The sequence below is a fragment of the Asaia sp. VD9 genome (genome assembly GCF_037150015.1).
Lineage (GTDB): Bacteria > Pseudomonadota > Alphaproteobacteria > Acetobacterales > Acetobacteraceae > Asaia.
Genome location: NZ_JBBCQM010000004.1, coordinates 80,210 through 95,142, shown reverse-complemented (window position 1 = coordinate 95,142; position 14,933 = coordinate 80,210). Strand labels below are relative to the sequence as shown.

11 protein-coding genes are annotated in these 14,933 nt (G+C 63.4%); 2 read left to right on the top strand and 9 right to left on the bottom strand.

Annotated elements, in window-relative coordinates:
* Positions 1-9: 9 nt before the first annotated feature.
* From urtD to urtA, 4 genes are read right to left on the bottom strand one after another with little or no spacing between them, the layout of a single operon-like run.
* Positions 10-750 carry an urea ABC transporter ATP-binding protein UrtD gene (urtD, locus tag WFJ47_RS06825; protein WP_127101816.1) on the bottom strand — a complete coding sequence of 247 codons (741 nt, stop codon included), beginning with the start codon at positions 748-750 and terminating at the stop codon, positions 10-12.
* Positions 747-1,871 (bottom strand): urea ABC transporter permease subunit UrtC, encoded by a 1,125-nt coding sequence (gene urtC, locus WFJ47_RS06820; RefSeq protein WP_336761841.1) that lies wholly within the window; start codon positions 1,869-1,871, stop codon positions 747-749. Before urtC ends, urtD begins: the two co-directional genes overlap by 4 nt.
* On the bottom strand, positions 1,868-3,481 hold the full coding sequence (urtB, locus tag WFJ47_RS06815; protein WP_336761839.1) for an urea ABC transporter permease subunit UrtB: 1,614 nt from the start codon (positions 3,479-3,481) through the stop codon (positions 1,868-1,870). The genes urtC and urtB overlap by 4 nt, the downstream gene beginning before the upstream one ends.
* Positions 3,474-4,802 (bottom strand): urea ABC transporter substrate-binding protein, encoded by a 1,329-nt coding sequence (gene urtA / locus WFJ47_RS06810; RefSeq protein WP_336761838.1) that lies wholly within the window; start codon positions 4,800-4,802, stop codon positions 3,474-3,476. Before urtA ends, urtB begins: the two co-directional genes overlap by 8 nt.
* A gap of 125 nt (positions 4,803-4,927) precedes the next feature.
* On the opposite strand from urtA, the gene WFJ47_RS06805 reads away from it, so the two are divergent.
* Together WFJ47_RS06805 and WFJ47_RS06800 are read left to right on the top strand one after the other, a co-directional pair.
* Positions 4,928-8,347 (top strand): ATP-binding protein, encoded by a 3,420-nt coding sequence (locus tag WFJ47_RS06805; protein WP_336761836.1) that lies wholly within the window; start codon positions 4,928-4,930, stop codon positions 8,345-8,347.
* Positions 8,344-9,231: a response regulator gene (locus tag WFJ47_RS06800; RefSeq protein ID WP_336761834.1), complete on the top strand. Its 888-nt coding sequence runs from the start codon at positions 8,344-8,346 to the stop codon at positions 9,229-9,231. The genes WFJ47_RS06805 and WFJ47_RS06800 overlap by 4 nt, the downstream gene beginning before the upstream one ends.
* A gap of 19 nt (positions 9,232-9,250) precedes the next feature.
* Here WFJ47_RS06800 and WFJ47_RS06795 read toward each other — a convergent pair whose 3' ends face one another.
* The 5 genes from WFJ47_RS06795 to WFJ47_RS06775 are packed head-to-tail and all read right to left on the bottom strand — an operon-like array spanning position 9,251 to position 14,916.
* Positions 9,251-10,072: a type II secretion system protein GspK gene (locus WFJ47_RS06795; protein WP_336761832.1), complete on the bottom strand. Its 822-nt coding sequence runs from the start codon at positions 10,070-10,072 to the stop codon at positions 9,251-9,253.
* Positions 10,069-12,498, bottom strand: coding sequence for a type II secretion system secretin GspD (gene gspD, locus WFJ47_RS06790; protein WP_336761830.1), 2,430 nt, complete (start codon positions 12,496-12,498; stop codon positions 10,069-10,071). Before gspD ends, WFJ47_RS06795 begins: the two co-directional genes overlap by 4 nt.
* Positions 12,495-13,217 carry a hypothetical protein gene (locus WFJ47_RS06785; RefSeq protein ID WP_336761828.1) on the bottom strand — a complete coding sequence of 241 codons (723 nt, stop codon included), beginning with the start codon at positions 13,215-13,217 and terminating at the stop codon, positions 12,495-12,497. The genes gspD and WFJ47_RS06785 overlap by 4 nt, the downstream gene beginning before the upstream one ends.
* Positions 13,214-13,822 (bottom strand): type II secretion system protein GspM, encoded by a 609-nt coding sequence (gene gspM / locus WFJ47_RS06780; RefSeq protein ID WP_336761826.1) that lies wholly within the window; start codon positions 13,820-13,822, stop codon positions 13,214-13,216. The genes WFJ47_RS06785 and gspM overlap by 4 nt, the downstream gene beginning before the upstream one ends.
* Positions 13,819-14,916 (bottom strand): PilN domain-containing protein, encoded by a 1,098-nt coding sequence (locus WFJ47_RS06775; protein ID WP_336761824.1) that lies wholly within the window; start codon positions 14,914-14,916, stop codon positions 13,819-13,821. The genes gspM and WFJ47_RS06775 overlap by 4 nt, the downstream gene beginning before the upstream one ends.
* Positions 14,917-14,933: the final 17 nt, after the last annotated feature.

The window sequence follows — 14,933 nt, the reverse complement described above, 5'->3', positions numbered from 1 at the left end:
ACTGATCCCTCACCGTCCGAGATAGACTTCAATGACGCGCGGATCATTGCTGACCGTATCGAGCGGCCCTTCCGCCAGAACCGCGCCTTCGTGAAGCACCGTCACGGTCACATCCAGCGCCCGCACGAAATCCATGTCATGCTCCACCACCACAACGCTGCGCGTACGATTGATCTCGCGCAGCAACTCGGCCGTTTCGGCAGTCTCTGCATCAGTCATACCGGCTACAGGTTCGTCCACAAGCAGCAGATCGGGCTCCTGTGCCAGCAGCATGCCGATCTCGAGCCATTGCTTCTGGCCGTGACTGAGCCCACCCGCAGCGCGCGTACTTTCGGCACCGAGGCGGATGGTGGCGAGAAGCCCTTCGATACGCCGGATCTCATCAGGGGTCAGCCGGGCGAAAAGCAGCCTGTGCGGGCGTCGGAGGCCCTTGAGGGCGAGCAGAAGATTATCCCAGACGCTCAGGGCCTCGAACACGGTCGGTTTCTGGAATTTGCGCCCGATCCCCAGTTCGGCAATGGCAGGTTCGTCCAGACGGGTCAGGTCATGACCCCGAAAGGTGACGCTCCCCGTATCAGGACGGGTCTTGCCGGTGATGATATCCATCATTGTCGTTTTGCCAGCGCCATTAGGGCCGACGATCGCGCGCATTTCGCCCGGTGCAAGGGTGAGCGAGAGGCCGTTGATGGCCCTGAACCCATCGAAGCTGACGGAAACATCCCGCAAGTCGAGAAGAGCGGCGGTCGTCATGCATTCGATCCTTCAGGATTGGTGATTTCGGGCGTTACCTCCTCGTCGCGCTTGCGTGGCACATGGCGCAAAAGCCCCATGACGCCATTCGGCAGGAAAAGTGTGGTGGCGAGAAACAGGGCACCGAGCCCGTAGAGCCAGAATTCAGGCAGGATGGCGGTGAAGAGGGTCTTGCCGAAATTGACCAGAACTGCCCCGATCACAGCGCCCGTCAGCGTGCCACGTCCCCCGACCGCTACCCAGATCACGGCCTCGATCGAGTTGGCCGGAGCGAACTCGCCCGGATTGACGATCCCGATCTGAAGCACGTAGAGCGCGCCACCCAGCGCTGCGATAAGGGCCGAGACGATCCAGACCACAAGCTTGACCTGCTCCGGACGATAGCCAAGAAAGCGCGTGCGCGATTCAGTGTCGCGCACCGCTACCAGAACCCGGCCGTAGCGTCCTCCCATCAGAGCGCGCGCACCCATCAGTACTGCGCTGAGGATCACGCCGGTCAGCGCCAGAAGCACGGCCCGCGTGCTTGGCGCGGTGAGGTCGAAACCCAGCACATCCTTGAATCCGGTCAGACCGTTATTACCGCCGAAGCCAAGCCCGTTCTGGAAGAAGGCGAGCATCAGCGCATAGGTCAGCGCCTGGGTGATGATCGAGAGATATACTCCTGAGACGCGGGAGCGGAAGGCGAGCCAGCCGAACAGCCCCGCCAGCACAGCCGGGACACCCAGCATAAGCACCACGCCAACCAGAAAATGGTCCGATCCCCACCAATACCAGGGGAGGCGATGCCAGGAGAGGAACACCATGAAATCGGGCAGGTCTGCATTGCCATAGACCCCGCGTGCGCCGATGGCGCGCGTCAGGTACATGCCCATGCCATAGGCCCCGAGGGCGAAGAACGCGGCGTGACCGAGGGTGAGAATACCCGCAAACCCCCAGACCAGATCGACCGCGAGGGCAAGCAGGGCATAGGAGAGATATTTTCCGCAAAGCGTCACGACGAAAGGTGAGACGCTGAGTGCGCTGCCCTGGGGCAGCAGGCTGGCCAGCGCCAGAACGAGGGCGAGCACGACTACGAGGAGCGCCGTCCAACGCGCGCTGCGGAAGCTGAAATCGGTGCTCATGATTCGATCCCCCGACCGCGCATCGGGAACATGCCGCGTGGATGGCGCTGAATGAACAGGATGACGAGGACCAGCAGCAGGATCTTGCCCGAGACCGCACCGATCAGCGGTTCGAGTCCCTTGCCGCCAAGTCCAAGTGCGAGCGCCGCCGCCAGACTGCCCCAGAGATTGCCAACCCCGCCGAAGACAACGACGAGGAAGCTGTCGATGATATAACCCTGCCCGAGATTGGGGCTGACATTATCGATCTGACTGACCGCAACACCGGCCAGACCGGCAATGCCCGAGCCCAGACCAAAAGTAAGTGCGTCGACACGCGCCGTGCGGATCCCCATCAGGGCGGCCATGCGTCGGTTCTGGGTGACGGCACGCATATGCAGTCCGAGCGGGGTGCGTCGAAGCACCAGCATCAGGGCGGCCATGACAGCTATGGCGAACAGGAAGATGGCAAGGCGCACCGTGGTGATTTCAAGCCCGCCCAGCGCGAAGGCACCCCCGAGCCAGCCCGGTGTGGTGACGGCCACATTACTCGGGCCGAAAACGGAGCGCACGGCCTGCTGCAGAATGAGTGAAACGCCCCAGCTTGCAAGAAGCGTCTCGAGCGGTCGCCCGTACAGGAAGCGGATCACGCCGCGCTCGATCAGGATACCCAGCCCGCCGCTGACGACGAAGGCAGCGGGCAGAGCGAGAATCAGACTGAACGGCGAGAGCGCCGGGATATAAGCGGCAATCAGACGCTCGACGACGAAGGTCGTATAGGCGCCCACCATCATCAATTCACCATGGGCCATGTTGATTACGCCCATCACCCCGAAGGTGATGGCGAGCCCCATGGCCGAGAGCAGCAGGACGGAGCTCAGGCTCACCCCGTAGAAAAGATCCTGGGCGTAACTCCAGAGCCTGAGCCGGAAGTCGATGGAGGCAACGGCTTTTTTTGCGGCCTCGCGCGTTTGTGGCGCAAGAGCCTCAAGGGCTGCGGCCCGCGTCAGCAGTGACCTCGCGCCCAGTCCGCCTGTTTTTTTTATGGCGGAGACGGCGGCAAGCTGCGCGCTCAGGGCGACGGGCGGAGCGCCAGGGCTCAGCAGAATAGCCGCGCGCGCAGCCTCGAATTCCGCGCGCAGTGATTTGTTGGCCGGGTCGGCGCTGGCGTGATCCAGGGCGGGCAGCATCGAGGCATCGGGATGGGTGAGCATGCGCGACAGGGCGTCGTGCTTTTCGGCCCGGCTGCCCTGCGCCAGCAGGAGTTCGGCCCGCGCCGTGGCGAGAACCAGACGCACGCGGTTATTGAAACGAACCAAATGCAGGGTGGCGGGGTCGATGTCCGCATTCTGCTGGCCCGTGCGCGCATCGACCAGCCCCGTTCCTGCATGGATGTACACGCCCCCTGACCCAGCCATGAGCTTATGGGCGTCAAGTGCCTGCAGTGTCGCGAGGGCCTTGTCATCGCCGGATCGGCCGAGCGCCTCGATCCCGGCGATGATGGCGTCGAAATGCGGGGAGGCCAGCTGGGCATAGGGATCGGGTGTAGCCTCCTGAGCCCCGGCGGGGGCACAAGGCGCGCCGAGGACCAGCGCGAGGCACAGGGTGAAAGCGAGACCTGCCTTACGCATGATGCGATCCGAGGCAGGCCTTTTTCTGGGTGTCGTAATTTCCGCAATTGATGGGAGCGGTCCAGTCGCCTGTCAGATGCGCGGTTTCCGGCACATAAGGCGACCAGGCCTGGCCCGGCACCTCGTGGGGCGTCTGCCACACCACATTGAACTGCCCGTCATCCTGGATCTCGCCAATATAGACCGGCTTGGTGATGTGATGATTTGGCAGGACCTGCGCGATCCCACCGGTGAGGTTAGGCTGGCGCAGCCCCACCATGGCGGCAATGACCTTGTCATGATCGGTCGTGCCCGCCTTTTCGACGGCCTGCACCCAGAGATTGAATCCGATGTAATGGGCTTCCATCGGGTCGTTGGTTGTCCGTTTCGGATTCTTCGTGAATTTATGCCAGTCGGCGATGAACGCCTTGTTGGCGGGCGTATCGATGCTCTCGAAGTAATTCCAGGCCGCAAGCTGCCCGACCAGGGGCTTGGTATCCATGCCTGCCAGCTCCTCCTCACCGACGCTGAAGGCCATGACCGGAATATCGGTGGCGGTGATGCCCTGGGCCCCAAGCTCCTTGTAAAAGGGCACATTGGCATCGCCATTGATGGTCGAGATGACAGCGGTCTTCTTCCCGGCTGAACCGAAGGCCTTGACCTGCGAGACGATGGTCTGCCAGTCGGACTGACCAAAGGGTGTATAATTCACCATGATATCGGAATCCGCCACGCCCTTGGATTTGAGATAGGCCTGCAGGATCTGATTGGTGGTACGCGGATAGACGTAATCCGTCCCGATCAGGGCAAAGCGCCTGGCGCCGCCGCCATCCTCGCTCATGAGATAATCGACCGCCGGAATGGCCTGCTGATTGGGGGCCGCTCCCGTATAGAATACGTTGCGGCTGCATTCCTGCCCCTCATATTGCACGGGATAGAACAGGATGCCGTTCAGCTCCTCGAAGACAGGCAGTACCGATTTGCGTGAGACGCTGGTCCAGCAGCCAAAGACCGAGGCCACCTTGTCCACACTCAGAAGCTGACGGGCCTTTTCGGCAAAAAGCGGCCAGTTAGAGGCGGGATCGACCACCACGGGCTCGATGGGACGCCCCAGCAGCCCGCCCTTGCGATTCTGGATATCCACCAGCATCAGCATGACATCCTTGAGCGTCGCTTCGCTGATTGCCAGTGTACCCGAAAGTGAGTGCAGAATGCCGATCTTGATGGGCTCGCCCGAAGGCGCGGCGGCACGCGCGCGGCCGGTTCCGGCCAGCATCGCAGCGGAAGCGGCGAGGGTGAAACGGGCAAAGGCGCGGCGTGAGACGGGCGGGAGGGAGGTCATGGTGATCGGGTTCCTTCTCGGATGCTTCCCGATTTGGTCCCAAAACACTGCATTCGGCCTATACGCAGTCTTGCGTATCCTGGGCTATGTTGCGTCTTTCAAAAGGCTGATGAGAAGGTTCCGGAATGAAGATGCCGCTCAATACGCCGCTTCGCGGGGACACGGCGCGCCTGCGCATCGTCCGTATGCGCCGCGACTACAATGCCTGGGTGGCTGATCAGTCAACCGAGGATTATGCCTTGCGCTTCACCGCCCGGAGCGCACGCGCCGCCACGCCCTGGCGTGCGGCCCTGACGGCTCTGGGGTCCATATCCTTTATGGCGCTTGAGGCCGTGGGTGCCACATTGACCCTTGCGTTCGGGTTCGGGAACGTTGCGCTTGCCGTTCTTGTCGTATGCGTGGTGATTTTTCTTGTCAGCTTGCCCATCACCATTGCGGCGGCAAGGAGCGGGCTCGATATCGACCTGCTCACGCGGGGCACCGGGTTCGGATATATCGGCTCGACCCTTACCTCCCTGATCTATGCCAGCTTTACCTTCATCTTTTTCGGGATCGAAACGGCCATCCTGGCGGCCATGCTGGCCCGTATCGACTCACTGCCCACCTGGCTGACCAATGTCATCGCGGCGCTGATCGTCATCCCTCTCGCAACGGGAGGTTTCCGGTTTCTCGCACGTTTCCAGAGTCTGACTATGCCGGTCTGGTTCGCGCTCAATACGGTTCCCCTCGTGGCGGTGTTGTGGCTTCACCCGGAATGGATCGGAAGCTGGGTCGGATTTTCTCCCCCCTCGGTTCAGGGAGTCAGTCTGATTGCGGTAGGGAGCGCCGCCTCCGTCATGATGGTGCTGATCTGCCAGAGTGCAGAGCAGGTCGATTTCCTGAGGTTCCTCCCGGAGCGATCCGGCCGGAACCGCATAGCCTGGTGGGCCTCGGCCCTGATTGGCGGCCCCGGATGGGTGGTGCTCGATGCCGTCAAGATTCTGGCGGGTTCCTTTCTGGCCTGTGCCGCGCTGCGCCTCGGTATGGCGCCCGATGACGCCACCCAGCCCCAGGCACTCTACACGCTGGCCTACGGCACGCTGCTTCCGCCACCTCTGGCATTGACGGCCACGTTTTTCCTGATCCTTGTGGCCCAGACGCGTATCAACCTGACCAATGCCTATGCAGGCTCCCTGGCCTGGTCGAATTTCTTCTCCCGCCTCACTCACGGACATCCGGGGCGGGTGTTCTATATTTTCTTCACCATTGGCATGGCTCTGGTCCTGCTGGAGTCAGGCATCGTGAATTCGATCCAGACCGGACTGGTGTTTTATGCCGTTCTGGCCGCTTCCTGGATGGGGGCTATCGTCTCCGATCTGGTGCTGTGCAAGCCGCTCGGACTGAGCCCCCCGCGAATAGAGTTCCGGCGCGCGGCATTGCCGGACATCAATCCTGTCGGACTCGGCGCCATGCTCGCCGGGGTGGGGCTTGGCCTTGCCGCACTCTCGGGTGTGCTCGGCGCCATCGCTCATGCCTTTGCGCCATTCATGGCTCTTGGCATGGCGCTATGCGTGGCCCCTCTTATTGCTGCCGGTACGGGCGGCCGCACCTATCTGGCCCGGCGCCTGCCGCGCAGCCGGGCGCAGGATCGGGCACAGGATCGGGCACTGACCTGCGTGATCTGCGAGCGCGTCTATGAGGCGCCGGACATGGCGCATTGCCCTGCTTATGGGGGAGCGATCTGCTCGCTCTGCTGTTCATTGGATGCGCGTTGCCATGACCGATGCAAGCCTCCCGCCACGCGGCTGGCCGCCCAGATCACCCGGCCTCTCGATTATCTGCCACCTTTCGTCGGGCGGGCGCTGCGCCACCCTGCCGGACGTTTCGCCCTCATCTTTGCTCTCGTCTTCACCATGCTGGGAAGTGTGGCGCTCTCGTCCTTCGCCCGGAACCATCCTTATCTATTGCTCGGGATGGGAGCAGCGATCGGCTCCATGCTGGCGGTCCTTGCGCAGCAGAGCCAGCGCGCCGCAAGGGAAGAGACCACCCGTCAAACGCAGTTGCTGCTCAACGAGATAGCCGCCCATGAGCGAACGGACGCCGCGCTGATACGCGCCCGTGAAAAGGCCGAGGCGGCAAGCCACGCCAAGACACGGTTTCTGAGCGGGATCAGCCACGAGATCCGGGCACCGCTCAACACGATCATGGGCTATGCCCAGATTCTCGAAGCGGACCCGCGTTTACCCCCTGATCGGCTGAATGCGCTGAGAACCATTCGCGAGAGTGGCGATCACATGACCGCGCTTCTGACCGGGCTGCTCGATATCTCGCGCATCGAGGCGGGGCGTATCGAGATCTATCGGGATCGTATTCCTTTCGCGCAATTCCTGGACTCGGTGGTGCAGATGGTGCGTCCCCAGGCCGCGGCGAAGGGGCTGGAATTTGTCTACAAGCCAGGCACTCTGCCCCAGATGGTCAATGGCGATGCCCACAGGTTGCGCCAGATTTTGCTTAATCTGCTCTCCAATGCCATCAAGTTCACCGAGAGCGGCCGGGTCACGCTCAGCGTCATCTGGCAGCGTCAGATTGCCGAATTCGTGATCGAGGATACCGGGCCAGGCATTGCTCCGGAGGATCATGAGCGTATTTTCGAACCATTCGAACGCGCCGCGGGCGATGCCATACCGGGCACAGGGCTCGGCCTGACCATCACGCGTCTGCTGACAGAGATCATGGGGGGAGAGCTGACCTTTACCGCGTCACAGGAGAACGCGTCGCACGGCACCCGCTTCCGGGTACGCCTGTTTCTTTCTGATCGGGAGGAGACGGCGGCACCCCGTCTCACGCAATTGCCAGTCGCATATGAGGGCAAGCCGCGGCGCATTCTCGTGGTCGATGACAATCCTCGGCATTGCGAAATGCTGACCGAAATGCTTGCGCCTCGGGGATTCGAGGTGGAGAGCGCGGCCAATGCACGGGACTGCCTTGAGCGTCTTGCCCGGTTCAGCCCCCATCTTCTGTTGCTCGACCTGTCCATGCCAGGGATGAACGGACGCGACCTGGCGCTATCGATACGCGAAACCCATGTGGGGGCGCTGCCGATCATCTTCATCACCGGGAATATGGCGGAACTCGCGGCGCAGCGCGTGTCCTCACTCGACGACTGTCCCGTTCTCGGCAAGCCCGTCGATTTCGTGGCGCTTTTTGAGGCGATGGGGCGCCTCCTTGGGCTGGAATGGACGCTTCGCGCACGGCGCGATGACAGTCCTGTGCCAGCTCCAGTGACGCGTTCTCACCCGGACCCGTCCCCCGCCATCGCTGATGCGCAGACGGCGCTCCCCCATGGGGCGGCGGATGCGTCAGCGGGTCAGGTGCTGCCGAACGTAGCGCGTCTGCGTCTGCTCCATCATCTCGAGCGCGGTGATCTGCGCGGGTTTCGCGTGGCGCTGGAAGATCTTGCAGGCGCGCACCCTGCCTTGGAGCCCCTGCTGCATCCCCTGCGCGAGGCAGCAGGTGGTTATCGCCTGGCAGAGCTCTCCGCATTGCTGGGCGGAGAGCGCCCATGACCACCGAGCGTCCCGTCATTCTGGTCATTGATGATGATCCGGCAGCGCTCGGGATGATGGATGCCGCGCTGGATGAGGCCGGGTTTGGTGTGCTTCTGGCCCAATCGGGTCAGGCGGCTTTTGCGATCATGACGCATCAGACGCCGGATCTGGCTCTGGTCGATGCGATGATGCCCGGCATGAATGGCTGGGAAGTCTGCGCACGTATGGCCTCGGAGCCGGAACTGGCCGCCATTCCGGTCATCTTCATGACGGGGCTGACCGAAATCGAGCATGTCCTGCGTGCCTTCGACGTAGGCGCCCAGGATTACGTGACCAAGCCCTTTCATTTCGATGAGGTGCTCGCGCGTATCCGGGTCCGTCTTGCGGCCAGTCAGCAGGTCCGTGCAGCGCATGCGGCCCTTGATCGGGCCGGGCGCTATCTCTTTGGTCTCGATCTGCATCGCCGTCAGATCGTCTGGAGCACGCCACAGGCGGCGGAGCGCGTGGCGCAGTTGCCGGTCGATCTCGTGGAGGAGCTTTCGGTGCCGGAACTGGACGATCTGGCGCCAGGGTCCCTGCTGGGCCATTGGATGATCGGTGAGTCGCCCTACAAGATCCTGTTCGTGGGGCGAGAGGGACCGGAAACCCTTGTTCTGAAGATCGCGCCCGTTCCAGCCGCACCCGAGATCGTCTTGCAAAAGGCACTCGGCCTGAGTGCGCGCGAGGCCGAAGTATTGCTCTGGATCAGCAGGGGCAAGTCGAGCCGTGACATCGCTGATATTCTCAAGGTCAGTTCGCGCACGATCGATAAGCATACGGAGCAGCTTTACAACAAGGCTGGCCTCAGCGGCCGCGCTGCCGCTGCTGCGACAGCCTCCCGACTTCTCCGCGAGGCCGAATGAGGCGTTTGGCCGTTTCGGCCTAGTCTGGCGCTGACGCCAGACGCAGGGGCGTCGAGCCGGTGCCGGGGGCGATCAGCCAGGTTGCGGCCCGGCGTATCATGCCGCCCTGACCATCCTGCACGTCAACGGTAATCTCGATGCTCTCGGCGCGGTGTCCGCCTGGCCGCGCAGCAGGGAGGGGAGACCCGCCTGACCGGGTATAGGCGGCACGGATCACCGGATCAGCAAGCGGTGTATGGGGCGCTTCAGGCTGCGTGGCCGAAAGATGGGGACGCAGGCAGGCGAGAAGCGCGGGCGTCATACCAGAAACCAGGCCGAGTTCCCCGATCGTCTCGAAGGCCGCGTGCGGGGGCTGATACGGCAGGCCAGCGGCGAGATAGGCGTTGCGCTCGCTCGCGGTACTGGAGGAGGCAGGGCTGCGCCAGGCGATGATATTTGCGGCCAGGGACTCGGCGCGCGCAGCGTCGGCCCCGCACTGAGCGATCAGCGCCTGAAGAAGAGGGCGCTCGGCGAGGGAGGGGTTGATCAACCCAGCCTCGGAACGGAGCCGGATCGTCAGGATCATCCCGTCTACGTTTTGCTGATGCGGCGCGTTATCTCCTGCCCAGTGTTGCCCGGACGAGGCCATGGCGTGGAACACCCCACTCCATAAGGCGCCTTCGGCGAGCGTCTGCATCTGGGTGGTCCGTCGCGCGAGGCGCATTTCGCGGAGCTCCGAGCCTGCCGCAGCGAGAATCATGGCCACCAGAAAGGCCAGCCCGGCGAGCGTCCAGAGCGTGATCAGCAGCGCAAAGCCGCGTTCGTCGGCTTTGCGCGCTCCGGAGAAGGGGGGTGCGCTCACCGATCCAGATGGAGGGATTCGCGAATGCGCTTTTGCGGATCGCTGCTGCCCGTACCATGCATCGGGGTAAGTTCATCCGGCACATTGGCCGCGTTGGGGTGGGTGTCGCGCAGATCTTCCATCAGATTGACCGCGTCGCGCTGGTCGTGAATGACATGAGGCGTGATCAGGATCAGCAATTCGGTACGTTGTCGGTTGTTGTTCTGGGTTCCCGCCAGGAAGCCAAGCACGGGAATATTCTTGAGCCAGGGTATGCCGCTATTGGCGCGGCTCGAATTCTCCGTAATCAGCCCGGCAAGCCCGACGGTCTGGCCGTCCTGCACCACCACGCGCGAGTTCACGGAGCGATCGTTAAAGGTCGGGTTTGCGGCACTGCTGGTATTGCTGGCGGCATTGGCACTGACCGAACTGACCTCCTGCGAGACGTCGAGCGTCACCAGACCGCTCTGGCTCACATGAGGGGTGACCTCCATGATCACGCCGGTCGGCTGATAGGTAAACTGATTATAGACCGACGTGCCGATGGTGCTGGATTGCGAGCCGATCTGGACCGGTACGAGCTGCCCCACCTGCAGGCGTGCGGCCCTGTTATCCTGCACCATGAGCTGGGGCGAGGAGAGGACATGCACGGTCGTGACGTTCTGAAGCGCGTCGATGGCGAAGGGTGCGCCACCACCACTGGCCCCACCGATGATGAAGCCGGGCAGGGTATGGCTGAACGCCGCTGTGGCGAGAGTTCCTGCGGTGATGCTCTGGCTGTTATTGCTCAGCACCCCGTTGATGCCGCCTGATTTGAAAAAGAACTGTGTGCCGTATTGCAGCGCATCGTTCAGCTGGACCTCGGCGACCACCGCGTCGATCCGGACCTGGAGCGGCATGACGTCGATACGGCGCATCATCTGCTCGATATTGTCGCTTTCCTGATCGGTGCCGTAGACGAGTACGGCGTTGTGCTGCGCGTTTGAGAGAATGCGCAGCGTATTGGTGTCGTGGCTGCCGCCCGTTCCGCTGCTGTCGAGCCCACCCAGAAGCGGGTTGTTGAGCGCGGGATTCTGCTGCGCGCCACCTCCCAAAGCCTGACCCGCGTTCTGGCCGCCATTTTGACCCGTCCCGGCGCCGAGGCCGGTCAGGCCCCCGGCCAGACCGCCACCGCCCAATCCTCCTGCACCGGTCGCGCCGCCGAGACCGCCCGTGCCGCCATTGCCACCACCCATGGCGCCATTCATGGCCCCAGTGAAACCCGTCTGAGTGTTCTGGCCGGACGTACTGCTGCCGGGCGGCAGGGCCGTCACGTTATCCGGGGTGAAAGCCTGTTGGAGGGTATAGGTGACGTCGTTCACGCTGGAATTCTGGACATAATAGATGTGCCAGCTTCTGATCGTGGCGCGTCGATGGCGCTCGATCAACGCGAAGAGCCTCTGTGCATCCTCGATATAGCGCGGTGCGCGCGCGACGACGAGCACGGCGTTCACACGTGCCAAAGGCAGGACCTGAACAAGCTGTGAAAGCGAATTTCCTGTGCCGTGCAGCGCCGATTGCAGGGCGCTCGCCATGTCCTTGGCATTGCCGGAGTCCACGGGAAGAAGCGCGTAGGATTGGGCGCTCAGCCAGTCTACGTCAAAGGCGCGTATCACCTCGATCAGCGCGTTGCGTGCCGAGGGATCGCCGCTGACCAGCAGGGCATTGCTGCTCTCGACCGGGGTGATCCGTGCGCCTCCCTGCACAAAGGGTGTGAGGGCGTGGGCGAGGGTGCTCGCCTGCGCATAGCGCAGGGGAATCATCGCTTCTCCCCCGACAGAAAGACTATCGGCCATCCCTGCTACGGCGCTCTGGGCGGCGCCCGGCGCCGCCTGGCTGGGTACGACGCGATAGAGTCCGTCCTGATGGATCAGCACGGCGTGAACCTGTGAGAGAAGAACCTGCAATGCGGGTAATATCTGGGCGTTGGTGAGGGGCTCACTCGTGCGCAGGGTCACCTGGCCCCGAACCGCCGGATCGATCGCATAATTCACATGCAGGATATCATTGAGTATCTGCGCCACGGCATCGCGTATGTCGGTATCGGCGAAATTCAGTGAAATCTGCCCTATGCCCGTTGTCTGGCCTGAAACCGCCAGTCTTGGCACGGCTTCGCGGCCGAGGCTGTAACGAGCGCCCTCCGATGCGGCAGTTGTCCCAAGCCGCCCCTCGGTCATATCGGCAGGGTAGCCTGTCAGGGGCAGTTTCTCCGCCAGGGGCTTTGGTTTGCCCGGACCCTCGTCGCAACCGGAGAGCGCCAGACAGAGCGCGAGTGGTAATGCCAGACCGGACGGCAGACCGGATGGTAAAGCCGGACGAAGACACAGGCCTGGCGCCGTCAGGCGGGTGGCGGAGCGCAGCCATGTGAGGGAAGAGCGAAGCGCGGCGGCGCGGGGCACAAGGATCATTGAGGCATACCTGAGGGAACTTGATCGATCGGGGCAGGGTTGGGCGCGGCAAGGTCTGACGGCGGTGAGCGGAGAGGCGCAGGGCCGGGAGGAGGTGACTGAAGTGTGGACTGCCCCGAAGAGGGTTGATCCGGGGCTACGGCATCCGGATTGGCCGGGGGGGCGAAGTCCAGGGGGGGAGCTGATCTGCCCCCGGAGGGAGGCGCGAATCTGTCTCCTGGAGACGGGCCGTTTCCTTCCCTGTCGCGGTCGGGGGCCAGAATCTTCTCGCCCTGCGCATCACGCACGCGCACCCGGCCTTTCTCGATACCGGTTACGTGCCAGGGGCCAATATGGCCCCCCAGAGGAACGACAATCCCGCGGTCATGGCCAGGAACCATGAAAATGGCGCGCAGCGGGCCCGTTCCTTCAATGATGCCCGACAGGCGAGGCACCCCGTCCAGCTTGTCAGCGGAAGGTGCGGGGCGACGGCTGGGGCTGAAAAGGGGGCGCGCCAGGATCTGCGCACGCCAGGCCTGAGCGCGCTCGGCAGGGGATGCCGCAGTTCCTGGCGCGGGCATGGCGGTGCTTATGCTTGTGCTTGAGCTCGGCGGCTGCGCCAGAGCCTTGCCCGACAAAACCGGTGAGGCGCCTGTGAGGAGGGGGTGGACAATGCCACCCGTCAGCAAGGCCAGCGCCAGCCACCCGGCCTTTCCCTGCGGGTAGACGAAGCGCGTCATAATGCGTTCGCCTTGCCGGAGCGGAGCAGTGTATCACTGCGATAGGCATAGACATTCATCTCGCATGCCATGCGGTCGGTCGTGCCATCCTCGTTCTCCGCTGCATGAAGGTGCAGCGCATCGACGGCCATGGCCGGGGCCTCCGTCTCGAAGGCAGTCAGCACCTGGATGAGTGCGGCATAAGGGCCGGTGAGTGTGACATGCAGGCCGATCCGCCGGTAACGTCCCTCACTGAGCGGGGGAAGGGTTTCGCTGCTGCTTAATTCGACGGAAAACGCGGTAGAAAGATGTTGAAGCCGGTCCTGCAGATTGGCCCCCGCAATGGCATCGCTCCCCCCCGTGATAAGGCGGGATTCGCCGGTGGCACGACGCGCTGCGGTCTGACGCAGATGGGGGAGCGTCTCTTGCAAGCGGGTCATGCGGGCCAGTGTCTCGCGCTTCTGCGCGATATGTGCCGCGCGTCCGGCATAGAGCCCGATGAGGGGGCCGAGACACAGAAGCCAGACGAGCGCCAGGCCGCTCAGCAGCAGTCCGATGGCCAGTAACTGCCCTCGCCGTCCTTCGGGGAGATCGCGGCTCAGCCGTTCCGTCAGCCGCAGGCTCATGGCGTGCGCCCCTTCACTGTGCCGATCTCGGCCCGGATCGAGAACAGGCTGGCTCCGCCCAAGCCTGCATGGGTGGTTCCCTGCGTTGAGAGCCGCGTGACCGGTGCCACGAAATCGGGATTGCGAAGAACTGGCGTGCGGCTAAGCGCCTGAATGAGGGCCGTTGGCTCGGTAGATTGTCCGCTGATCAGCACCTGTCCCTGCCTGAGACTCAGATCGGTCAGAAAGCTGGCGTCCGAGAGCGCGTCGGTGAGCGCTGCGAGCACGTCAAGCGGATCGCCCCAGCGCGCACGCGCATGGCGCATCAGGGCATCGCCTGCCTGTCGGTCCTCGATCTGTCGGCGCAAGGCGCTCGCCTCCAGCGCGGCCGGACGCAGCGCAGTAATACTTGTATCGAGCGTGGCAAGGCGCGCGGACTGGGCCTGCAAGCCGAGCCCCATGACTACGATGAGGACGCATAGGGCGCCCAGCGCGATCAGGCGCGGATTGCGTGCGCCCCTGTCCCGCCAGCTCGAGGCTTTCGATGCGAGCGGGATCTGCCGGGTACTGCCAGTTTCGGCGATGCTGTCGGGTGCCTGGCCCAGAGGGGCCAGGCGTGCAAGGACTGGAGTCACGATCTGGCGTGGCACGAGCGAAAGCAGCACCGTGATCTGCCCAAGCGCCACATCCCGACGCGTGATCTCATGTGTCCAGAGAACCATGTCCGGCGCGAAAGGGGTCAGACGATCCATCTCATAGCCAAGCACGGCATCGAGCGTGCCCTGTGCGGCCAAAGGCAGGGTCACACTGCGCTGCATGATGCGTCTGCCTTGCAGGACAAGGATGCATCGCGCCCGGCGGCGCGTTCCTTTGAGCGCCGTGCGGCACCGGGCCAGCACGTCGGAATCCTGATCTGCAACTCCCTCCAGCATGCCGGTGAAGCGCGTTTCTCCCTGATCGAGCAATGTGAGTGCGAAGCCGGAAGGAATTTCACGGATCTCGAGGAGAGGGCGTGACGGCAGGATGCGAAGCCGCCCCAACCCGTCCTTCAGGTATTCAGGCACCAGAGACACAAGCTGTCGGCCCCACCAGTCGAGAAAGATGCGGCCCGTCATGCGCGCCGTTCCGCGCC

What these genes read in the sequence shown, in the direction of transcription:
- urtD (WP_127101816.1), bottom strand. Translation starts at nt 750, where the DNA reads ATGACGACCGCCGCTCTTCTCGACTTGCGGGATGTTTCCGTCAGCTTC.
- urtC (WP_336761841.1), bottom strand. Translation starts at nt 1,871, where the DNA reads ATGAGCACCGATTTCAGCTTCCGCAGCGCGCGTTGGACGGCGCTCCTC.
- urtB (WP_336761839.1), bottom strand. Translation starts at nt 3,481, where the DNA reads ATGCGTAAGGCAGGTCTCGCTTTCACCCTGTGCCTCGCGCTGGTCCTC.
- urtA (WP_336761838.1), bottom strand. Translation starts at nt 4,802, where the DNA reads ATGACCTCCCTCCCGCCCGTCTCACGCCGCGCCTTTGCCCGTTTCACC.
- WFJ47_RS06805 (WP_336761836.1), top strand. Translation starts at nt 4,928, where the DNA reads ATGAAGATGCCGCTCAATACGCCGCTTCGCGGGGACACGGCGCGCCTG.
- WFJ47_RS06800 (WP_336761834.1), top strand. Translation starts at nt 8,344, where the DNA reads ATGACCACCGAGCGTCCCGTCATTCTGGTCATTGATGATGATCCGGCA.
- gspD (WP_336761830.1), bottom strand. Translation starts at nt 12,498, where the DNA reads ATGATCCTTGTGCCCCGCGCCGCCGCGCTTCGCTCTTCCCTCACATGG.
- WFJ47_RS06785 (WP_336761828.1), bottom strand. Translation starts at nt 13,217, where the DNA reads ATGACGCGCTTCGTCTACCCGCAGGGAAAGGCCGGGTGGCTGGCGCTG.
- gspM (WP_336761826.1), bottom strand. Translation starts at nt 13,822, where the DNA reads ATGAGCCTGCGGCTGACGGAACGGCTGAGCCGCGATCTCCCCGAAGGA.
- WFJ47_RS06775 (WP_336761824.1), bottom strand. Translation starts at nt 14,916, where the DNA reads ATGACGGGCCGCATCTTTCTCGACTGGTGGGGCCGACAGCTTGTGTCT.